Genomic DNA, 20,162 nt, shown 5'->3' with positions numbered 1-20,162 from the left:
AAGCCCTCTTCAATTCAACATATAAGCCAGATCGGATGCGCCGGTCGGATACGCGAAGATCGTGCTTGTCAACGCGTGCGCCGTGAGCCCTTGCCGGATCGCCAATGCGAACACGTTGATGACTTCTTCGGCGGCGGGGCCAACCAGATGCGCGCCCAGTATTTTATCCGTGGCCTCATCGACGAGCACCTTGAATCCGTACACAGGCTCGGCGACGTGACGCGCGGTGTACCACTCGTGTGCGTCGCGGTGCTGCATGCGAAATTTGAGTTGCCTCTCGCGTGCAGCCGCCTCGGTCAAGCCCACCGACGCAAGCGGCGGAATCGTAAACACGACGCTCGGTATGCCTTCATAGTTCGGTATGTGCTGGTTTCCGCCGATGATATTGTCGGCAACGATCTTTGCATCTTGACTGGCGACCGGTGTCAGCGGGGGCCCTTTCCCGGCGAAATCGCCTGCGGCGTACACCGCTGCATTCGATGTGCTTTGCAGATAGTCATTGAGCTTGATTCGCCCGTGCTCGGTTGCAACGCCGCCTGCGTCGAGGTTCAGGCGCCCGAGATCGGGTACCCGTCCGGCCGCGTGAACGACGAGATCGGCGGCGATGCGCTCGTCTTTGCCTGCGCTGCCCTGGCCGGTCGAGACGGTGATCGACAGTTCATCGCCTGCACGCTCGATGCGCGTCGCCGTTGCGTTGAGCCGCACGTCGATGCCGGCTTGCTCGAACGCTTTCATCAGCCATCCGACCACTTCGGCGTCGAAGCGTGGCAGCAACCTGTCGTGGCGCTGAACGATGGTCGTCTTTGCGCCCGCGCGTGCGGCGAGATGCGCAAATTCCGCGGCAATGTATCCGCCGCCGAGAAATACGATGCGTTTGGGTAGGCGATCGAGTTCGAGAAAGCGGGTGCTGTCGATCACATGCTCTGCACCGGGCAGCGTCAGCGGCTGCGGTATGGCACCTGCGGCGAGCACAATGAAGCGTGCCTCAACGATCTCGCCGCTAATTGATAAGGACTGCGAACCAATGAATTCGGCACTGCCGCGATATAAGTCGATGCCTGTTTCGGCGAGGCCATGTTCTTTGGCAGCGGGGACGGGATCAGTGAAAGAGCGCTTGAATGCCATCAATTCGCCCCAATCGATCGATGCAGCGGGCACGGCAATGCCTTTGTGTTGCATACGCCTGACGTGATCTAACGCGCCGGCCGCGCTGACGAGGACTTTCTTTGGATCGCAGCCGCGCAAGGCGCAGGTGCCGCCGAACGGCAAATAATCCGCCATTGCGACACGAAAGCGGGCGGCGTGACAACGGTTCGCGACGACCGATGCTGCGGTGCCGCTACCGACAACGACGAGATCATATTGCTTGGCCATGACGCATTCCCTTACGGCAACGAGTAAGCGACAACCGCATCCCCGGTTCGCGTGCCGAGCGAACCATGGCCGCCGGCCACGACGAGCACGTATTGCTTGCCGCTCGAATCAGCATAGGTCATCGGCGTGGCTTGTCCACCGGCCGGCAGCCGTGCCTGCCAAAGCTGCTTTCCTGTTGCGATGTCATAGGCACGCAAATAATAGTCGAGTGTGCCCGACAGAAACCCGACTCCACCGGCCGTGATGATCGTGCCGCCCAAGCTCGGCACGCCGAGCTTGAACGGAAGCGGTACCGGTGCGCTGTCGCGGATCGTACCGTTTTTGTGCTTCCAGATGGTTTTTCCGCTCGTCAGATCGACGCCTGCCACATAGCCCCAGGGCGGCGCCTGACAGGGTATGCCAAGCGGCGAAAGGAACGGCTTCAGAGCGATAGCGAATGGTATGCCTTTCGCAAACTTGATGCCGCTTGTCTCGCTGCCGTGCTCGTGTTCGAGCGACGGTACCTTATCGCGCGGAATGAGCTGGGAGATAAAGGCCATATAGTTAGGATTCCCAAACAATATCTGTCTGACCGGGTCGACGGAGATTCCTCCCCAGTCGAACGCACCGAAGTTACCCGGGAAAACCAGAGAGCCTTGCTCCGAGGGGGGCGTGAATGCGCCGTCGTAGCGCAGCGATCGAAAATCGATGCGACACCAAAGCTGATCGTAGGGCGTCGCGCCCCACATGTCGCTTTCGCGCACGCGCGGCGGATTGAAGTTCAGCGCGGACACGGGCTGCGTCGGCGCTGCGTGATCGCCCGATACGGTGCCTTGCGGCACCGGGGTTTCGGTAATAGGCATCAGCGGGGCGCCGGTACGGCGATCGAGCACGTAAATGCTCCCTTGCTTCGTTGATGCAATCAGCGTCGGCTTGACGCCGTTCGACGTTTGCAAGTCCATCAATGTGGGCTGCCCGCCAACGTCCATGTCCCACAGGTCGTGATGCGTGAATTGATACGCCCATTTCACGTGCCCAGTCGCAAGATCGAGCGCCACGACGCCTGCGCCGAAGCGCTCTGCTTGCGCGGTGCGATTACCGCCCCACTGGTCAGGCGTTTGATTGCCCATCGGCAAATAGATCATGCCAAGGCGCTCGTCGACGCTGGCTACGCTCCACATGTTCGGGGAATTGCGGGTATAGCGCTTGTCGGGAGCGATCGGTGCCGTATCGTCGGGGTGGCCTGCGTCCCAATTCCATACGAGGTGGCCATCGTGTACATCGTAGGCGCGCATCACGCCGCTGGGCTCGTTCGTCGATTCGTTGTCGGTCACATGTCCGCCGATGATTACCAGGTTGCGTGTGACCATCGGTGGAGACGTTGAATAGTAGCCGCCCGGCGTGAACGTGCCGATGTTCTCGCGCAGATCGACAGTGCCGTGGCTACCGAAGTCGTCACATGGTTTACCGGTATCGGCATCGAGTGCAATGAGCCGCGCATCGGCGGTCGGTAGGAAGATCCGATGAGTGCAGGCGTTGGCCGATGGCGGCTGGCCTGTATACGCGGCTTCATCGTAGTACGACACACCGCGGCACGTCATATGTTCGAAGTGCGAAAAACCCACGGGGCTCGTGATTTTCGGATCGAACTGCCAGCGCAGGGCGCCGGTCGCGGCATCCACTGCGAGCACTTTGCTGTGCGGGGTGCAGATGAACAGCGTGTTGCCGACTTTGACCGGCGTGTTCTCGTTGGTGGTTTCGATCGGATCGCCCGCTCCTTTTTTGTCGCCGGTGTGAATGACCCACGCCTGCTTTAGCTGCCCTGCGTTCGCCGGGGTGATTTGAGTGAGCGGTGAATAGCGGTCTCCAAGTTGATCGCGGCCGTAACTCGGCCAGTCTCCCGGTGCAACGGCCGGAATGGCGGGCGTCTGCGCGACGTTTTTCGTGAGCGAAAGCGTGCCCCGCATGTTGTATCGATCGCAAAAAAGCGATGCGATCCCGGCCATGGCGGTCAGCGCCACGACGACCGACAGCGCGATGCAAGGAAAACGACCGCGACGCTCGGACTGCTCGCTCGGCACCGTGCTTGGGGTACTCGTGCTGCTTGTGGGCTGCGCGGTGCGACCACTCCATGGCGTGAGCATCCACAACCCGAGCACCCACCAGATCGCTAGCCGTGGCACGAGTGGCCACCAGTCGAAGCCGACTTCGGCGAGTGCCCAGAGCGTCGAGCCGAGCAGGAAGAGGGCATAGAGCCCGGTCGCGAGGAACCCTCGGCGTGCGAGCAGCAGCAGCGCGATGATGACGAGCGCGATGCCGCCAATCAGGTAGTACCACGAGCCGCCCAGCGACAGCAGTCGTATGCCGCCGCCTGCCAGCGCAATGCCGAGCACGAGCAGCACAATTGCGGTGGTCCAGCGGCCGATTCGGCACTCACGCGTTGTCTGGCGAACCTCGTTTTGCATAAGACACCCCTCGCGAAACGAACTCTGGTGCTTCGCAAGTCATGTGCCCGGCGTCGTTCCAAACTTCGATACGTCAGGATAGTATTGCGGCGCTTCACGTCGATCGAACATGCCATAGTCGCGCACGATGCGAACGAGACGGTGGCGCTGCGACGCAAGCGGCAACTTCGTGTGCGGCTGCCAGTGCGACGCGCCGTCGCGCGTGCGCCACGAAGCGAGCAACGCAAGCTTTCCCTTCGTGTTGATACTCGAAAAGACGTCGTATTCGACGAGGTCTTTGTTGTCCGTATCGAGGCCAACCTGTGCGAGCAGCAGCTCGACTTGCTCGGGCAGCGATGTTCCCGGTGCGGGTAAGAACTCGGTCAGCGTGGCCCAATGCGCAGTGCCCGTTTCGGTTTCATCGTAGCGTTGCTCGCGAATAGGCGCGTTGTCGGGGGGATGGGTGTCGGCCACGACATCGCCGACGCGCAGATGGTAGTCCGCGAAGACCTCGAATCGTCCGCGTTCTTGCACCGAATGATGTTCGCTCTGCGTGCGCCAGCGCACGACCGATTTTTCGTCGCGCCATGTTGAATGCGAAAGTAGCCATCCATTGCGGCGTTTGCTCTCGAAACGTTCGTTGTCGACGAAGCCATCGATGTGTTCGAGCACGGGTTTAAGGTGCTTGGCCAGATCGAGGTAATCGTTGAAACGCTCTTCTTTGGGCAGCACTTCGAAAATGACGGAAAACATTGGCACCTCCTGGAAGAACTTGGCTGCAATCTGCGCGAATTGCAGCAATGGCTTGGCGCGCGGACTGCGGCTGTGGTTAACTCTGCCGGCGTGTTCCGCGCCTGCCTGCGTACGCGTACAGTCACGATAACCACAACGTCGAGCAAACAATGCACCGATTTTTTACGAGCCGCCCGCGTATTTTTATTGCGCTGCTACTTGGCATTGCAGCATATTTGTTGGCGCCGTGGCATTTGCGCCCCATTCAGCGCGCGTTATTCGGCTGGGATTGCGGCGTATGGTTTTATCTGATCCTGATGTGGACCAGGATGGTCAACGCGAGTTCGAAAGACGTGCAGCGCATCGCCGAGCGTGAAGACGAAGGCGCGACAGCCGTGCTCATCACCATTACAGCGGCGGCGGTTGCGAGCCTCGTTGCGATCGTCGTCGAACTGAGCGCTACCAAAGGGCTCGGCGCCCGGGCGGCCGGCCTTAACTATGCGTTGACCGCTGCCACGATGTTCGGCGCATGGCTTTTGATTCCCACTGTGTTCACGCTGCAATATGCGCGCTATTACCATCGATCGCGCGGCCGGACCTCGCTCGCATTTCCCGCGAGCGACGAGGAACTCGACTATTGGGATTTCCTTTATTTCTCGTTCACGATCGCAGTCGCGTCGCAGACCTCGGACGTGACGGTCTGTTCGCGCGAAGCGAGGCGCACGGCTCTGGCGCAATCGATCCTTTCATTTTTCTTTAACGCCGCCGTGTTGGGCCTTTCCGTGAATATTGCTGCAGGTCTGCTCGGCTCGTGAGACGATGGCGCAGCTCGAGCAAAACTCGGTGGAGGTGATCCATGTTGATCGGCGTTCCAAAAGAAATCAAGAATCAGGAATCGCGTGTCGGACTCACGCCAGCCAGCACGCGTGAATTGGCGATTCACGGCCATGAGGTATGGATCGAAAGCGGTGCGGGTGCGGCAATTGGGTTGCCCGATGACGCCTACGCTGCGGCGGGGGCAACGATATGCCGCACTGCGGAAGAAATCTTCCTGCACGCCGAAATGATCGTGAAGGTGAAAGAGCCGCAACCTGTCGAACTGGCCATGCTGCGGCCGCAGCAAATTCTCTACACGTACCTGCATCTCGCGCCCGACCCGCAACAGGCGGCGGGGCTTGTCAAATCAGGCGCCGTTTGCATTGCCTACGAAACGATCACGCGCGCCGGCGGAGGCTTGCCTTTGCTTGCGCCGATGAGCGAAGTGGCTGGACGTATGTCGATACAGGTTGCCGCTGCGCATCTTGAGATTCCGCGCGGCGGCATGGGGTTGCTGATGGGGGGCGTGCCGGGTGTTGCATCGGCGCACGTCGTGATTCTCGGTGCCGGTGTGGTGGGCACCAATGCGCTTCAAATGGCGGTTGGCCTGGGTGCACGTGTGACCGTCATCGATCGGGACGTGGACCGTCTACGCCAACTCGATCTGGTGTACGGCAATCGCATCATGACGTTGCATTCGAGTGCGCAGGCGATTGAGGAGTCGGTGCGAGAGGCGGATGTCGTGATCGGCGGCGTGCTGATTCCGGGTGCGGCTGCGCCGCGCCTTGTCACGCGGGAGATGATTTCGAGTATGCGTAAAGGCGCGGTCGTGGTCGATGTCGCCATCGATCAAGGCGGCTGCTTCGAGACATCGCACGCGACAACGCATGCTGAGCCCACTTATGTCGTTGATGGTGTCGTTCATTATTGCGTGGCGAACATGCCTGGCGCGGTGGCGAGAACATCGACGTTTGCGCTGAACAACGCGACGATTGCCTATGCGGTTGCGCTGGCCGACAAAGGATGGAAGCGGGCGTTGGCTGAGAATGCACATCTCAGGGCAGGGCTTAACGTGTGCCAGGGGCACATTACGCATAAAGCCGTGGCGAAAGCGCTTGGATTGCCTTATCGGCCGGCGGAAGAGTTTGCGGCTTGAAGCGGATCGATAGAGGCGGGGCGCTCGTGCGGTGCGATCAAAGATCGATGACAGTCGCGACACGGGCGGCCAAGCCGTGTTTGCGGCCTTCATCGTCGATCAGTTGCCATAGTGTGGCGTTTTCTATCCAGAACTGTTGGCCCGATTTCGCGATGCGTAGCCCACGATAATTCGTAGCGAAGCCGTTCTGGGTTACGCCTTCGATAAATGCATGGCGTTCGTCACGCTCGGGCGTTGCTGCCGATAGACGCGACGGCAGGCCGATCAGTTCATCCCACTCGTATTCGAACTGGCGTTGAGCGGCTTTGTTGCCATAAATGAAAACGGGATCGGGCGAAGTGTCGTGCGCAAGCACGATGAACGGTGCGGATTCATAGAGCCAACGTGCGCCGTCTTGCTCGTTCATCGACGGCGGTACGAGCGGCTCGCTGATCAGCTGCTGGTAGCTTTGCGTAAGCAGGCGGAAGAACGGGATATCGGTTTGCTTGTCCATTGAGGATTCGTTCGTGTGCGAGGCCTTCGTTAAAGCAGCGAAGGGTGTAGCGCTTTCGCCGTAGGGCGTTGCTCAAGCTCTGGCATCAGCACCGACTTGATTCCCTCGAAAACGCTTATTCGGTGCGGTGGTCGTGCTTTCGCATTCGCGCATGACTCGATGCGAACAATCCCTACAGTCTAAACATTCGTCTGAATGAATACGTAATGTCTTTTGCGAACTGGTCTGTTATTGCGCGTGCGATGAGCCGTCAGCGCGGTACAGCCACAGAGCAGACTGTCCATAAAGGAAACGGAAGATGGCTAAGTTAAAACTTGATCTTCACGATATTTTCAATCGAGGCGACAGGATCGACGAGGAACTCAACCGCCTGATCGAACAGGCCGTTGCAAAGCGGATCGCGCTCGTTGAAATCATTCCGGGCAAGGGCAGTGGGCAGCTGAAAAAACGGGTTCTACGTTTTCTGGACCAGCCCAATATCCGCTCGATTTACCATCGCGTCGAAAAGGATGATAAGAACTTCGGACGCATATTTGTTCACTTTCGACACTAGCCGTAGAGGGATGCTACGACCGTCGGCGAGCTGATCATGTATGAAGTCCATTGACCGGCATTCGTTCAGCGCCGGGGGCACGGCTAGCGGTTCCGGTTGCTCACGTACTAGCCGTTTGCGCGGCTTGATGCGCAGATTAAGAAGCTGTTGCGAAATTAAGTTTCGGGGCTGTTAACTTTTCCGACTTGGTGTTAACTTTCTGTCTTGTTTTGCCTGACAGGAAGCGATGCCTAAAGAACTGATAGACGACGAATTGTGGTCACTCATCGAACCACTGCTGCCTGCGCGAACACCACGCAATCGCCAGTTTGCCGGCCGCAAGCCGACACCCGACCGAGCGGTGCTGACGGGCATCGTGTTCGTGTTGCGCTCGGGCATTGCGTGGAACCTTCTGCCGCAAGAAATGGGATGTGGTTCAGGCACGGCTTGCTGGCGACGGCTCGTCGCGTGGCAAGAAGCAGGTGTCTGGCAACGCATCCACGAAACGCTGCTGGCCGAGCTTCGTCGCCGTGGCGAAATCGATTTCTCGCGTGCGCTCGTCGACAGCTCATCGATTCGTGCCGTGCTGGCGGGAAAAAAACCGGCCCGAATCCCACGGACCGGCGCAAGCTCGGCAGCAAACACCACCTCATCGTCGACGCGCAAGGCATCCCGCTCGCGGTCATCCTGAGCGCGGCGAACCGGCACGACATTACCCAGCTTGATGCACTGGTCGATGCCATTCCACACATCCGGGGCAAGCGGGGCCGTCCCCTGCACAAGCCGCAAATCGTTCAGGGCGACCGGGGCTACAGTTCCGAATCCCATCGGCAGCGCCTGCGCGAGCGAGGCATCACGCCAGTGCTCGCAAAAATCGGCTCGCCGCATGGCAGTGGGCTCGGCAAAACGCGTTGGCCAGTCGAGCGTTCCATTGCGTGGCTTCACTCGTTTCGACGGCTCAAGATTCGTTACGAACGCTATGCTCATGTTCACGAAGCATTCCTGTCTTTGGCTTGTGCCTTGATTTGTTGGACGCGCCTCAAGCCTCTGTTTAACTAATTTCGCAACAGCTTCTAAGTTCCAGCTCGCGTTAGATACGGTAAACACGCTTCTTCGACAGTTACTTGGGCGGCGGCGAAGGATAGAGCTTGGCTGAATCCCTGACGAGCTGATCCGTCATCGCGGCCGCGACCGGGTTCGAGCCGGTGCCTGGCTTCGAGCTACGTTGGTCCATGGCGGCGCGAGCGGCGGACATATCCGGCGGGGGCAACGATGGATCGAGCTTTGCCGATTCCCTGACCAGTTCGTCCGTTTCCGGTGTCGCGCCGTGAGTCGTTATCGCGCGGCGGTCCAGACCGTTTCGTCCACGCTGGGCGCGCCGCGCCGGAACCACCTTCGGCGCACCCGAGCTCTGCACGTTCACCGACGCGACTGCCGTCGATGGCGCCTGCTTCGATTGTGCCTCCGGTTTCGGTTGCCCGGTGACTTGTGCGGCGGCCGGACTGGATGCGGGCGCGGCCGTCGTGGGCGCAGGTGCTACTGCCAGAGCGGGAGCCGGAGCGGGAACCACCGGATGCTGCGCGATGGCAGTGCTTTTCGTGATTGCGCCGGATGGATTCGACTCGCCGATGCTGCCTTCCGTCGCGTGATCGCTGACGCGCGAATCGACGACGGGCGTGCGTGCGGATTTATCCATGGCGGCCGTGACTTGTGCCATTGCGCGGCGGTTCTCCTGAAGGAGCATCAGGTACGTGGTCCCTGCTGTAACGAGCAGGAGTCCTCCAAGAATCATCAAAATCTTTCGGGTATTCATCATACTTAATGACGGATCGTGCAAACGATGTGAGCCAGCCATGATAAACGACTGATCACGGATTTTGTTAGGCAATGACCGACGCCGAAGTCCAGATTGCCGCGGCAAGGACGGTCAAGTTCACGCCCGGCAAGGCCTTCAAGGATGCTGTCAACGGGTCATGACGAAGCCGGCGAGCGCGCCTGGTGACTGCCCCGGGGTGCACAAGAAAGCGGGCCGTGTCGTCGAGTCGGCCCGCCGCACTGCGCCACGCAATGTCAATGCCGCGATGACGGTCTGACCTGCTCCGTTTCTTAGGACCACGCCACGCTGGAAACAACGGCTGTTGTTAAACCATTGTCAATGGGCCGACGAAATTCGCCCAGCGTCTTGTAGTTCAAACTCGAATGCGGGCGCGTCTCAACGGGCAGGGGCCTGTCTTCCACGAGACAGACGCTGTAGGCACTCTAAAAACTCTTGTTCGCTGAAGCGTATTCGACGTAGATCGATTTCAGCACTATGCTCTTGCTGCCCTCGTACGAACGTTTCAGGGGGCGCGACGTCAAGCGCGAACACCTTATTCGAATAGTTAAATTTAATTGACTCAAATTCGGCCCCGTTAGCTTGGTCGAAGAATTCACAGTATATTTTCTCGCCATCACTTTCGCGTGTAAGGTCGACGTATTGACCTGCTGGCCCCCATTTGATGAAGACAGAAGAGAGGCCCTCGTCATCGTCGAGGCTCGTGTCGATAGACTGCGCTACTACCTTAATCATTTTCCCTCCCATCGAACAGGTTCACTCTAGCAACCCCTCTTCCAACCCCGCCCGCCGTTTTTCATCGTATGTAGCTCCTCTCGATTGAACGTCAGCTTGTTTCCGTTATTGTTGACAACAAGCTCATTCAAGTCGAGCGCCCGAGCCATCGTCTTAATGTCGCCCTTGCAACGATGACATGCTTCCAGCCCTTCGATGGTCAGCTCCGCTGAGCCCCCTCTCAGACCGGCATCGTGTGCCCTCATCATTGCTTCGATTTCGGCGTGCATATCAGCACGTGATGTGTTGGGGCCACGCAGTCCCGACAAGGTTGGCCCATCGCTCCGGACCGATCGATCAAGCGGGTTTGTTCCGGAAAAGACTTGTCCTGCCATCCGGAAGGTAGCATCCACAGTCGCCAGCCCCCAAGGGTCTACCCACGACAGCGGATTGGCCGCGTATTGATATAGGTTCTCTCCACCGACGAGCCCAATCGGATCATGCGTAATAAACCGCCCGATGTCCGGATCATAAAACCGGAAGGTATTGTAGTGCAGCCCCGTCTCACGATCGAGGTACTGCCCTTGGAATCGCAGATTCTGCGGCAGTGGCGTGCGCCGTTGCGGCGCCGGCACAACGCGCACCGTGCCGGGTGAGGTCCATACCACCGTCGCCTGCTCCTCCGCAACGGTCCATTCCTCGCGCACCGTACTGCCCCACACGCGATACTGCGCCTGCCAAACGACTTGGCCTTCGATGTCGGTCAGTTCCTCCGGCAAGCCCGATACGTCGTTATGGAAGTAATAGACGTTCTCGGATCGGGTGACATCGATTGACTCGTCATTCGCCGCCTGCACCGCTTGGCTATCGATCCGCGCAAGCGGCACATAACTCTCCGGCTCGTACAGATACGTCACCTCATCATCCCCCCGACTCTCCTGCAACAACCGCATCCCATCCCACAGGAAATCTGTACCCACATACCCGTTCGTCTTGCGAATGCGTCGCCCCAGCGCGTCGTATTCGAACCGAATCGTCGCGATCGTGTTGCGCTCCAGCGTCGTCACCTTCGTCAGCCGATGCGCCGCGTCATACTCGAATTTCTGCTCCTTGTACGGCCCGCGCCCGGTCAGCTTGCGCGTCAGGCGCCCATAAACGTCGTACTCGAAGCGCTTGTCCTCGAACATCTTGAGCCGGTTGTGCTCCACATACCCGCCCGGATGCGAACCCGACACCAGATTCGCCGCCTCATCCCAGCGGAACATCTGCGCCGGCAACCCCGCGCCGAACGCGTGCTCGATGCGGCCCGTCGGGTCGTAGCCGTAGCGCGTCTCGCCATACCGGTGATGGGTTTTGTTCACCACCTCGCCCACCGGATCGTATTGCCAGCGCTTATGCAGTGCCTGCGGCTCGATCTCGATGCTCGCTTGCATGCGGCCCGCTTCATGCGACACGCGCCGGCCCAGCGCGTCATAACCATAGCGGCTCACGAGCCGACCTTGCGTGCGCAGCACTTCACGGTGTAAATCGTCACGCTCGATGTCGGTCACCACCGTGCCATCGAGATTGATCTGATGCAGATGCCCCGAGCCGTAATACAGCCAATTGATCGTGCGTTCGTCGGGCAGGGTGGTAGCAATCCGGTTACCCAGTTCATCGTAGCGATGCGCCAGCCCGCCCATCGGCCCGCGTTCGACCAGCAGTTCACCGCGCGGCCCATACGTCAGCTCGATGCGGCTTTGCAGGCTCAACGACTCGCCATAGCGGGTGTACGTTTCCGCTCTCGCCAATTGGCCGGCTTTGCTGTACGCGTACTTCCAGCGCTGACCCTCGACGTCTTTCGTGACGATCCGGCCGAGCGCATCGCGTTCATAGGACGCCACCAACGCCGAGTCGGTATTGGCCGCATCGGTCACGCGCACGGCGAGTCCGCGCGCGTCATAGCCGTACGTGCGTGTGACCCCATCCAGCCCTTGCTCTTCGACGAGCCGGTCCGTCGCGCTGTACGCGAAGCGATACGTCTCACGGTTTTCATTGGTCAACGCAGCCAGCCGATGCGCCTCGTCATAGCCGTAACGCACCACACGCCCGGCCGCATCGGTGCGCGCGAGCAGCAACCCGCGTGGGTTCAACTCGTAATGCGTGCGCCGTCCGTTCGCATCGGTGAGTTCGATCAATCGTCCCGCCGCGTCATAGCGAAACGACTGACGCGCCCCATCAGCCGTAATGATCGCGCTGACTCGGCCAAGCACATCCACTTCGTACGCGGTCTCGTGTTGCGCCGCATCGACCACGCGAATCAACGCACCGCGCGCGTCATACGCAAACCGTGTCGTCTTGCCCGAGCAATCGGTATAGGCCGTGAGCTGAGCGCGTCGATTCCACTCCAGATGCTTATAGCCGCCGCGCGCATCCTTGATCGTATGCAGCAGGCCTTGCTCATCGTAGTAGTAATGCGTTTGAAAGCCATCTGGATCAATTAGGACGACTAAGTTTCCGCGTTTGTCGTATCGGTAGCCGTATCGATGATTCGCCGCATTCGTTTCCGCTACCGGCAAATCGAAGTAACCGTTCCATTCGGTTTTTTCGATGGCGCCTAACGCATCGGTTCGTTCGGTCAGCCGGCCGAGACGGTCGTAACTGAATCGGGTGACCCCGCCCGTCGGATCGGTGCAGCTGAGCAATTGCCGGAGCGCATTCCACTCGAGCCGCCACACGTGCCCCTCGGCATTGGTGAACGCGGTGGGCTGGCCGTCCTCGTTCCACTCGCAGCGTGTCACGCGTCCGAGCTGGTCGGTGACCGCGACGGTGCGTCGGTCGACATCGGCATCGAATACATACGCTTCCCCGTCATCGGTCCAGTGACGGATGACGCGCGCATCCTTGCCGGTTCCCTGCCAGGCATAGCCACACTGCAAGCCGCCGGGCAGGGTATGGGCGGTCATCAAGCCCTGTTCATAGGCGAAACGCCGCGTCGTGTGTCCTGCCCGATCCGTCACGCTTTGCAATTCACCGGCATCGGTATAGCCGTAGCTGACCAAGGTTTCCTCGGGCTCGCCTTCGACGCCGCGCACGAGCGTGATGCTCGCGATGCGCGCAGGCAGCGCTTCGGTATAGCCAAAGCGCAGCACCCGGCCACTGCCGTCGAGCAAGCGCGTCGGTCGAACCACGTCGTCGCCCGCCGCTTGCCACTGCACGTCGATCCAATTGCCGTTGCGATCTTCGAGGCGGCGCAGCTTCAATGTCTCACGGGCTGCGTCGCCATTGCGTGCGGGGCCGAAATCGCGATAGACGCCATCGACTGTTTCAACGAGATAATGTCCGCCCACCGTGCAAATCAAATACACGCCCTCGGCCACGCTCAAATGGCTTTGGCCAGCCGGCACGGGCGGAAACACGATCTCGCGGCCTTGCTCGTCCCAGTACGCAATCGATTCGATCGCACCAGCCGCGTCGCGCACCAACTTCAATTCAACGCTGATCGGCACACTCCAGCCCGGGCCGAACACACTATCGGCGCGATCATCGTGACTGCTATAAAAACGCCGCCAGACGATCGGCAACAGGCCCGGCAGCACGAAATCGGTATCGTGCTCGCCGTCGAGAATCTTGCCGCCGGTGATCAGATTGACCGGATGTCCCACTAAGGAGCATCTGATCTATTCGAGCCGTTAAGATTGATCCGTTGCCACTTGCCTCCGAGCCATGAAACAAACGACGTTCGCCTCGCTGGCGTTTGATGGAAAGAAGAAGCAGACGCGCCGGGAGCGTTTCCTGACGGAAATGGAAGCGGTGGTGCCGTGGACGGCGTTGCTGGCGGTGATCGAGCCGCACTATCCGAAGTCGGGCCGGCGTGGCCGACCGCCGATGCCGTTGGCCACGATGCTGCGGATTTACTTCATGCAGCAGTGGTACGCGTTGTCGGACCCGGCGATGGAAGACGCGCTCTACGAGATCGAATCGATGCGCCGGTTCGCGCAGCTTGAACTGTCGGACGATGCGCTGCCCGATGAGACGACGATCCTCAAGTTCCGACATCTGCTGGAGCAGCACGGGTTGACCTCGAAGATGATGAACGTCATCAACGAGACGCTGGAAGCACGGGGCATGCTGCTCAAGGGCGGCACGATGGTAGACGCGACGATCATCCATGCGCCGCCGTCGACGAAGAACGAGGGCAAGCAGCGCGACCCGGAGATGCATCAGACGAAGAAGGGGAACCAGTGGTTCTTTGGCATGAAGATCCACGTTGGGGCGGACGTCGATAGCGGCCTGGTGCATACGGTATCGGTGACGCCGGCCAACACGGCGGACGTGAGCGAGTTGCCGGTGCTGCTGCGAGAGAGCGATCGGGCGGTGTTCGGCGACAAGGGCTACGTGAACAACGCGTTCAAGCGTCTGGCGCGTGAAGCCGGTGTGTTCTGGGGTGTTGCGCTCAAGGGCAGCAAGCCGTATCCGCTGACGAGCGCAAACAAGCGCTTCAATCACCGGATGTCCTCGATCCGGGCCCGGGTCGAGCACGTGTTTCGGGTGATCAAGCGGCAATTTGGCTACGCGAAGGTGCGCTACAAAGGGCTGGCGAAGAACGCGGCGCAGGTGTTCTCGCTGATCGGCCTGACGAATCTTTATCTAGCGAGGCGAAAGCTGATGGCTTGATGGGAAAAATCCGTCCGCTGCCTCGGAAAATCGGCGCTCGGGGCCGATATGGCCTCGATTGGTAGCGTGATGGCCGGAAAAATCGATCATCGAAGCTCGCAGAAAATTGCTGGCATGAACGTCAACGTTCAAAACGTCAATAGATCAGATGTTCCCTAAGGTCCTGATCTCATGCCCGATCCACCCACCGAGCAGTCCCGCGCCGAGGTTCATTGCCAGACACGGCAGTGCGCCCTTCAATGCGCTCCAATTCATCTTGCCGCGCCCGCATAGCGCCAACGCGATGCCAATCGCCATACCGAGCATGCTGACCCATTTACGCGCGGGCTCGATCTCGCGCACGGTCAGCGTGCCGCCGCCGATAAATACGTTATTGGAGCCTTTTGCAATCGCTGCCTGACAGGTGGTCTGGTCCTTCACGCGTGCTGCGGGCTGACCATTGATGAACACGCTATCCGAGCCTTGCGCAATCATCTGCGGGCCGGAGTGGTTGTCGCAGTGGGCGGTGTCGAGGTCGGCCGGGGCCGCGGCGCGGGCTGCATGCTGGCCGTTCACAAACACATTCGGTGAGCCGTTGCTGATAAACCCTTTGACCTCGGGCGGCGCAATCGCGTTACCAAGCGCGTGCGCACCGCGATCGATCTCTTCGTTGATCCCAGAGCCTTCCATCAGCGCGGCCACGCCAATGCCAATGCCGATCACCAATGGTGTGGCCAAACCCGCAGTGCCGATCTCCAACAGCGCCAAGCCCGCGGTCACGGCCGCGGTCAACGCCCAGCCCACGGCAATGCCCCCAAGCAGGGAGCCGCCCATGCCAATCAAGTCCCCCGCCAACGAAGTGTGCTCGATCGGATCGTGCTCGCGCGCAGCGGGCTGGCTCATGAGTGGCCTGCAAAACGCATCAGCATCATTAACCCCGGCTTAACGGTATTGGCATTGGTATTGGCCTGTATGCGCCAATCAGCATTGCATGATTAAGGTCACCGCAGGAAGGCCGTCACTATATCAAAGCGCCAGTGACGAAAGAAAGGCGTGGCCGCTCTAAATTAACGATTGTTGAAAATGTAATGCCGAGGTTAATCGCGCGCTTGCCGATTTTTACTGAAATTTTTCTGGCAGATGCGCTGCTCGGGAAATTTTTCGTGTTCTTGCGGCCGTTTGCAAGCCGCGTGTATGCGAAATCAAAACTAGATATGCGCCGGCGAGCTTGTTCGACTACTTTCTCGTCGGCGCACGTATTTCATGCGACTTGCTACGGCGCGATCTTCGCGGTCCCGAGCAACCACGCCAAAGACGCGGTATACCAAGCGGGAGCGGTCACTTCCAGGTTGATGTCGTGCCCTGAATACGGCATAACGAGCGCAGTCATGCTCGGACTTGCCGGATAGTACGGACGCTCGTTGTTTTGCAGTGCGAGCGAGGACGAGCAATCGGCTGCATCGCTCGCGCAAAAGATAATGTCTTTGTCTCCGTTCACGAGCAGGATCGGCACATTGATAAGGCTGGAGTAGTACGCCGGCGTTCCGGGGCCGGTTACGAAGATTCCGCCGAGTTCTGCCTGCGTCACTGTTTGCTTTAGCGTTTCGTCAAGCTGAACCACCGCAGGGTCGGTCGTCAGCGGATAGTAGAACGCCGTAGAGCGAGTACCCGGCACTGTCGTCAAATATCCCGGGTCCGAGGCGGCCCAACTGGTGTTCTTGAACTTCGGGTCTTGCTGCGCAGGGTAGATGTCTTGCGAAAGCAGGGTGCCAACGGCCGCACTCGTCTTATGCGCAATACCGGTTACGATCACCGCGTCGACGTCATGGTACTTGCCGGCTTCCACCCACGAGGTGTACGAGCCCAGCGAATGACCAGCAAGCACCACATGCTTGAAGGCATAGCCGTTCAATTGGCCTTGACGGAGCCCTTGCACCAATTGGTGAGCCACATATCCGTCCGAGTCGATCGTGGCGTCGGCGCTAGCAGGATGGGAGCTGAGGCCAGCGCCAATTCTGTCATAAACAAAGACGGCGTAGCCTGCGGCGGTCATAAAGTTGCGATACGAATAAATTATCGACTGGTAGGGCCAATCCCAATAGTTATGATCATATGTGGCGCCGTGAACCGCCAAGATAACCGTATTGGCCTGCCCGGACGCCGGCAAGCACAACTTTCCGGAAACGGAATAGGCTTTGGACCCGCCCTCAGCTAGCGCGACGGGAACAGTGACCGGTTGACATTGGGGTGGCGACGCAAGGGTGGCTGACCTTGGAGCGACTTGCGCAAACGCATTTCCGCAAATAGCAGTTGATAGGCCGAATAAAGAAATGCACCCGAGCAGCTTCGCTGCTCGCAAAAGACCAGCTCTTGCGTTGAAGCTCGGCAACTTCATCAATCTTTTACTCATATTCCACCTCTGTATAAAAAAGATAATCGACAAGCGGCGAAATTCGGTGTTACATCGGCCCCATCCTATTTGAATGGATCGGTTTCGACTTTTCAATTGCGATTCTTTTTTATTGAATTGTATTGATCGCTGACTTACGCACTTGCGCCTTGGCAGCTTATCGAAGCACATAGTAAGCACTGGCGATTTTTCCTGATGTGTTGATTCTCGTAGACGCGATGATCGCGGCATCAGGTAACCACGGCTATCGAACAGCCCTCAACTGAGCCGTCTCAGCGGCGTTGTACCGCAACCTGTAAAGCATTGGAATCTGACGTTCTCCTTACCGTTAAAGGTCGGACGAGTCCGGCCGTTAACCCGGTGAGGGTCAAACATTCGATAAGCCATCTCCAATCCCATAAAGTGCCCGCCCAAGCCGCTCGATAGAAAAATGCTGATGCTTCGCGCAATACTCAATACGTTTTTGGCTATCGCTTGTCTGTGGACATGCGCTGCAATAGCAGCAGCACCCACTACGAACCAGGCTTCCCTCGCCGGCGCATTGCTTTCGCCCGAACAATCCGCACGCTTCGTTTCGAATCGACAACTCGACGCTTATCGCTCGGTTGTCGATGCTTACGACACCGCGCTCAAGAACAACCCGCAGAATGCCGCGCTTGCCATTGCGCGGTGTGGATTTATTCAGCGTTTTGCGTGGTCGGAGGACATGGAATGGGGCGAGGCTGCTTCGAAGGATTTCTCGGCTTGTCAGGCGATGCTCGAAAAGCAGTTCGCGGCGGATCCGGAAGCGTCACTCTTCCTTTTGGAGCACCGCTACGCTCTGCGTGGGACAGGAGTAAGTGCTAAAGCACTAACTCCTGTCGACAGGTAAGGCAGCGTTGACTTATGGCGAGCCACTCCTTGCGCCTTCGGCGCGTTGGACGCCCGCGCAACGCATTCGGCTGCATTCGGCGCTTTCCCGTGCTTACTCGGCCGTTAAAGATGAAGCGCATGCTGGCGAGCAGGCACTGTATGCAATCAAGCTTGATCCTGGCAACGAGCGCCTTGTTCAGGCGCTGCGCTATCTCGTGCAGTCAAGGCGCGCGGATCAAGCCAGGAAATTGCTGGCCGATGCGCCGGTCTCTAAAAATGCGTGGCAAGAGGCGTCGAGGATCAACGCGGCTGCGGAGCTTTTCGCAGGCAACGAGGCGCGCGACGAATTGCTGCGCGCGCGCCGCGCCGGCGTGAACGTCGACGCGTTTGCCACGGCGCGCGCACTTCAGCGCGCAGGTGACGCTGCCGGTGCTGAAGCCGCATTCGCAGCGCAGCCGCAACCGCTCAAGTTCATGACGCCGCAAAACCGGCAGTTGCGGCTCGACGTGGCTTTCGCAGCAGGTAATGCCGCTGCCGCCGCGGACATGCTGCACGACGAATACCAGAGGACGAAGCGAGCCGCGCCGCTTGTCGGGGCTTATGCGCATTTGCTCAACCTGTCCCCGCGAATGCTGATGCACGGCGAATTGCTGCCCCTTGTCGCCGCGCTGCTGCTGTATGCGGCGATGCTTGCGGCGGCGCCTGGCATGCTGCTTTTGCCCGTGCATTATCGCGGCCTCGTGCGCTTGCGCGACGGCAAGATTTCGGTGCCGCTTTTCGAGCGTATCGGCTTGCGCCACGCCTGGTGGGCGCTAGCGGCGTACTTTTGTGTGCTCTTTCTTTTTACCGCTTTTTGCGTGGGGTCCGCATCTTTCTCGCCGGCAACGAATGCGGGGCAAACGGCGGGATGGCAGCGCGCAGTTGCTACGGCCTACTTGTGGACTTTACTGGTCAGCGCGCTGTGCTTGGCGTGGATCGCGTCACGTTTGTCTTGACGCGATTGGCTCGGCACAGGCAAATGGAAAGCGGTCTGGTTCTTGTGGCCGGCGGCTTATCTCGCGTTCGCACTGTGGCAATTCTTCGTAAGCCGACACGCAACACCGACGGGCGGCCCCGGTGTTTCATGGCAACTGGCGTTGATCTCCGGCGCTCGCGCGATGGGCGGCGTGCCGCTCGCATTATTTATCTTTTGCGCGGCCGTGCCGGTGACGGAGGAGCTGATCTTTCGCGGCTGCGTGCTCGGCGGTCTGTCGCGCCATATCCGCTTTGGCTGGGCGAATGGTTTGCAAGCCGCACTCTTCGCGCTGCTGCATCAAGATATGGCGCATTTCGGCCAGCGCTTCATGATCGGCATGATTGCTGGATGGCTGACGAAAAAAACCAAAGGCCTCGCCATATCGATTGTGATGCACGCACTCATCAACCTATTGTTCGTGCTCGCCGTGGTCGGATAGCGTGCCGGTGACTATCCCTGCGGCGTCATAGTAAAAACAAATCATAACAATACCGACAATCAAATTTACCAATCGATGACCGGCCTGCATACTGCGTTCACTCCCCAACCCACCATGAGGATTCACGCAACATGTCGATCATCAACAGCCAAGTCAAACCGTTCAAGGCCACCGCTTATCACAATGGCGACTTCGTAACCGTCACGGACGAGACATTCAAGGGCAAGTGGTCCGTCGTTTTCTTCTATCCGGCCGATTTCACGTTCGTGTGCCCCACCGAGCTTGGCGATCTGGCCGACCGCTACGCGGAATTTCAGAAGCTGGGCGTCGAAATCTATAGCGTGTCGACTGATACGCATTTCACGCATAAGGCCTGGCACGACACCTCCGACACAATTGGCAAGATCAAGTACCCGATGATTGCCGACCCGACGCGTGTAATCACGCAAAACTTCGGTGTCCTAATCGAAGAAGAGGGTTTGGCGTTGCGAGGCACTTTCGTGATCAACCCGGAAGGCCAGATCAAGTTGTGCGAGATTCACGACAATGGCATCGGCCGCGATGCGGGCGAGTTGCTGCGCAAGGTGCAAGCGGCGCAATACATCGCGGCGCACCCGGGCGAGGTTTGCCCGGCCAAATGGACGCCGGGTGCGGAAACGCTCACGCCGTCGCTCGACCTCGTCGGCAAAATCTAAGTCGCTTCCCGCTTTCGCTGTATGCAGCGCCATCGTGACGGT

The 20,162-nt window shown here is 59.2% G+C and carries 17 protein-coding genes and 2 pseudogenes; 10 read left to right on the top strand and 9 right to left on the bottom strand.

The window, feature by feature from the left end:
- Positions 1 to 9: 9 nt before the first annotated feature.
- The 3 genes from ACSQ20_RS22570 to ACSQ20_RS22560 are packed head-to-tail and all read right to left on the bottom strand — an operon-like array spanning position 10 to position 4,550.
- On the bottom strand, positions 10 to 1,374 hold the full coding sequence (locus ACSQ20_RS22570) for a dihydrolipoyl dehydrogenase family protein (protein ID WP_436024393.1): 1,365 nt from the start codon (positions 1,372 to 1,374) through the stop codon (positions 10 to 12).
- Positions 1,375 to 1,385: 11 nt separating this feature from the next.
- Positions 1,386 to 3,818, bottom strand: a complete 2,433-nt coding sequence (locus tag ACSQ20_RS22565) for a glucose/quinate/shikimate family membrane-bound PQQ-dependent dehydrogenase (protein ID WP_436024391.1) — start codon at positions 3,816 to 3,818, stop codon at positions 1,386 to 1,388.
- A gap of 39 nt (positions 3,819 to 3,857) precedes the next feature.
- Positions 3,858 to 4,550 carry an antibiotic biosynthesis monooxygenase family protein gene (locus ACSQ20_RS22560; RefSeq protein ID WP_436024389.1) on the bottom strand — a complete coding sequence of 231 codons (693 nt, stop codon included), beginning with the start codon at positions 4,548 to 4,550 and terminating at the stop codon, positions 3,858 to 3,860.
- Between the two features lie 149 nt (positions 4,551 to 4,699).
- On the opposite strand from ACSQ20_RS22560, the gene ACSQ20_RS22555 reads away from it, so the two are divergent.
- Positions 4,700 to 5,344, top strand: a complete 645-nt coding sequence (locus ACSQ20_RS22555; RefSeq protein WP_436024387.1) for a DUF1345 domain-containing protein — start codon at positions 4,700 to 4,702, stop codon at positions 5,342 to 5,344.
- A gap of 41 nt (positions 5,345 to 5,385) precedes the next feature.
- Positions 5,386 to 6,501: an alanine dehydrogenase gene (gene ald / locus ACSQ20_RS22550; RefSeq protein WP_436024385.1), complete on the top strand. Its 1,116-nt coding sequence runs from the start codon at positions 5,386 to 5,388 to the stop codon at positions 6,499 to 6,501.
- Between the two features lie 37 nt (positions 6,502 to 6,538).
- Here ald and ACSQ20_RS22545 read toward each other — a convergent pair whose 3' ends face one another.
- Positions 6,539 to 6,994: an MEKHLA domain-containing protein gene (locus ACSQ20_RS22545; protein ID WP_436024383.1), complete on the bottom strand. Its 456-nt coding sequence runs from the start codon at positions 6,992 to 6,994 to the stop codon at positions 6,539 to 6,541.
- A 298-nt stretch (positions 6,995 to 7,292) separates the two neighbouring features.
- Here ACSQ20_RS22545 and ACSQ20_RS22540 point away from each other — a divergent pair, with 298 nt between their 5' ends.
- Positions 7,293 to 7,547 (top strand): Smr/MutS family protein, encoded by a 255-nt coding sequence (locus tag ACSQ20_RS22540; protein ID WP_436024381.1) that lies wholly within the window; start codon positions 7,293 to 7,295, stop codon positions 7,545 to 7,547.
- Here ACSQ20_RS22540 and ACSQ20_RS22535 read toward each other — a convergent pair.
- Positions 7,494 to 7,688: pseudogene (locus ACSQ20_RS22535) on the bottom strand (IS3 family transposase); the annotation flags it as partial. The gene ACSQ20_RS22540 and the pseudogene ACSQ20_RS22535 overlap by 54 nt on opposite strands.
- A gap of 85 nt (positions 7,689 to 7,773) precedes the next feature.
- Between ACSQ20_RS22535 and ACSQ20_RS22530 the strand changes: the two are divergent.
- Positions 7,774 to 8,585, top strand: a protein-coding gene (locus ACSQ20_RS22530) for an IS5 family transposase (RefSeq protein ID WP_436024379.1) whose coding sequence is annotated in 2 segments (ribosomal slippage) — positions 7,774 to 8,113 and positions 8,113 to 8,585 — 813 coding nt in all. Because the reading frame shifts where the segments join, the coding sequence is not laid out codon by codon here.
- A 61-nt stretch (positions 8,586 to 8,646) separates the two neighbouring features.
- On the opposite strand, the gene ACSQ20_RS22525 is transcribed toward ACSQ20_RS22530, so the two are convergent.
- Complete coding sequence (locus tag ACSQ20_RS22525) at positions 8,647 to 9,243, bottom strand: hypothetical protein (RefSeq protein ID WP_436024377.1); 597 nt, start codon at positions 9,241 to 9,243, stop codon at positions 8,647 to 8,649.
- Positions 9,244 to 9,416: 173 nt separating this feature from the next.
- Between ACSQ20_RS22525 and ACSQ20_RS22520 the strand changes: the two are divergent.
- Positions 9,417 to 9,503 (top strand): annotated as a pseudogene (locus tag ACSQ20_RS22520) (HU family DNA-binding protein); the annotation flags it as partial.
- A gap of 618 nt (positions 9,504 to 10,121) precedes the next feature.
- On the opposite strand, the gene ACSQ20_RS22515 reads toward ACSQ20_RS22520, so the two are convergent.
- Positions 10,122 to 13,718, bottom strand: coding sequence for an RHS repeat-associated core domain-containing protein (locus ACSQ20_RS22515; RefSeq protein ID WP_436024375.1), 3,597 nt, complete (start codon positions 13,716 to 13,718; stop codon positions 10,122 to 10,124).
- A 61-nt stretch (positions 13,719 to 13,779) separates the two neighbouring features.
- Between ACSQ20_RS22515 and ACSQ20_RS22510 the strand changes: the two genes are divergently transcribed.
- The gene (locus tag ACSQ20_RS22510; RefSeq protein ID WP_436018149.1) at positions 13,780 to 14,730 is read left to right on the top strand and encodes an IS5 family transposase; all 951 of its coding nucleotides are present in this window, start codon (positions 13,780 to 13,782) and stop codon (positions 14,728 to 14,730) included.
- A 144-nt stretch (positions 14,731 to 14,874) separates the two neighbouring features.
- Here ACSQ20_RS22510 and ACSQ20_RS22505 read toward each other — a convergent pair whose 3' ends face one another.
- Positions 14,875 to 15,612 (bottom strand): PAAR domain-containing protein, encoded by a 738-nt coding sequence (locus ACSQ20_RS22505; protein WP_436024373.1) that lies wholly within the window; start codon positions 15,610 to 15,612, stop codon positions 14,875 to 14,877.
- 370 nt (positions 15,613 to 15,982) lie between these two features.
- Positions 15,983 to 17,104, bottom strand: a complete 1,122-nt coding sequence (locus ACSQ20_RS22500; RefSeq protein WP_436025819.1) for an alpha/beta hydrolase — start codon at positions 17,102 to 17,104, stop codon at positions 15,983 to 15,985.
- Positions 17,105 to 17,549: 445 nt separating this feature from the next.
- On the opposite strand from ACSQ20_RS22500, the gene ACSQ20_RS22495 reads away from it, so the two are divergent.
- The 4 genes from ACSQ20_RS22495 to ahpC all read left to right on the top strand — a co-directional run bounded on the left by ACSQ20_RS22495 (position 17,550) and on the right by ahpC (position 20,120).
- Positions 17,550 to 17,990: a hypothetical protein gene (locus tag ACSQ20_RS22495; protein ID WP_436024372.1), complete on the top strand. Its 441-nt coding sequence runs from the start codon at positions 17,550 to 17,552 to the stop codon at positions 17,988 to 17,990.
- 7 nt (positions 17,991 to 17,997) lie between these two features.
- Positions 17,998 to 18,966 carry a hypothetical protein gene (locus ACSQ20_RS22490; RefSeq protein ID WP_436024370.1) on the top strand — a complete coding sequence of 323 codons (969 nt, stop codon included), beginning with the start codon at positions 17,998 to 18,000 and terminating at the stop codon, positions 18,964 to 18,966.
- 162 nt (positions 18,967 to 19,128) lie between these two features.
- Positions 19,129 to 19,425 (top strand): CPBP family intramembrane glutamic endopeptidase, encoded by a 297-nt coding sequence (locus ACSQ20_RS22485; RefSeq protein WP_436024368.1) that lies wholly within the window; start codon positions 19,129 to 19,131, stop codon positions 19,423 to 19,425.
- 131 nt (positions 19,426 to 19,556) lie between these two features.
- Entirely contained in the window at positions 19,557 to 20,120 is a 564-nt protein-coding gene (gene ahpC / locus ACSQ20_RS22480; protein WP_436024366.1) for an alkyl hydroperoxide reductase subunit C, read from the top strand.
- Positions 20,121 to 20,162 lie beyond the last annotated feature (42 nt).

The sequence above is a fragment of the Trinickia sp. LjRoot230 genome (assembly GCF_964253315.1).
Classification (GTDB): Bacteria; Pseudomonadota; Gammaproteobacteria; order Burkholderiales; family Burkholderiaceae; genus Trinickia.
This window is presented reverse-complemented; position numbering and strand designations above follow the sequence as displayed.

Excerpts from the sequence above, each read along its gene's own strand:
- ACSQ20_RS22545 (WP_436024383.1), bottom strand. The coding sequence starts at position 6,994 with ATGGACAAGCAAACCGATATCCCGTTCTTCCGCCTGCTTACGCAAAGC.
- ACSQ20_RS22555 (WP_436024387.1), top strand. The coding sequence starts at position 4,700 with ATGCACCGATTTTTTACGAGCCGCCCGCGTATTTTTATTGCGCTGCTA.
- ACSQ20_RS22505 (WP_436024373.1), bottom strand. The coding sequence starts at position 15,612 with ATGAGCCAGCCCGCTGCGCGCGAGCACGATCCGATCGAGCACACTTCG.
- ACSQ20_RS22525 (WP_436024377.1), bottom strand. The coding sequence starts at position 9,243 with ATGGCACAAGTCACGGCCGCCATGGATAAATCCGCACGCACGCCCGTC.
- ACSQ20_RS22565 (WP_436024391.1), bottom strand. The coding sequence starts at position 3,818 with ATGCAAAACGAGGTTCGCCAGACAACGCGTGAGTGCCGAATCGGCCGC.
- ACSQ20_RS22560 (WP_436024389.1), bottom strand. The coding sequence starts at position 4,550 with ATGTTTTCCGTCATTTTCGAAGTGCTGCCCAAAGAAGAGCGTTTCAAC.
- ACSQ20_RS22495 (WP_436024372.1), top strand. The coding sequence starts at position 17,550 with ATGCTGATGCTTCGCGCAATACTCAATACGTTTTTGGCTATCGCTTGT.
- ACSQ20_RS22540 (WP_436024381.1), top strand. The coding sequence starts at position 7,293 with ATGGCTAAGTTAAAACTTGATCTTCACGATATTTTCAATCGAGGCGAC.
- ACSQ20_RS22485 (WP_436024368.1), top strand. The coding sequence starts at position 19,129 with ATGGGCGGCGTGCCGCTCGCATTATTTATCTTTTGCGCGGCCGTGCCG.
- ACSQ20_RS22500 (WP_436025819.1), bottom strand. The coding sequence starts at position 17,104 with ATGAAGTTGCCGAGCTTCAACGCAAGAGCTGGTCTTTTGCGAGCAGCG.
- ACSQ20_RS22570 (WP_436024393.1), bottom strand. The coding sequence starts at position 1,374 with ATGGCCAAGCAATATGATCTCGTCGTTGTCGGTAGCGGCACCGCAGCA.
- ahpC (WP_436024366.1), top strand. The coding sequence starts at position 19,557 with ATGTCGATCATCAACAGCCAAGTCAAACCGTTCAAGGCCACCGCTTAT.
- ald (WP_436024385.1), top strand. The coding sequence starts at position 5,386 with ATGTTGATCGGCGTTCCAAAAGAAATCAAGAATCAGGAATCGCGTGTC.
- ACSQ20_RS22510 (WP_436018149.1), top strand. The coding sequence starts at position 13,780 with ATGAAACAAACGACGTTCGCCTCGCTGGCGTTTGATGGAAAGAAGAAG.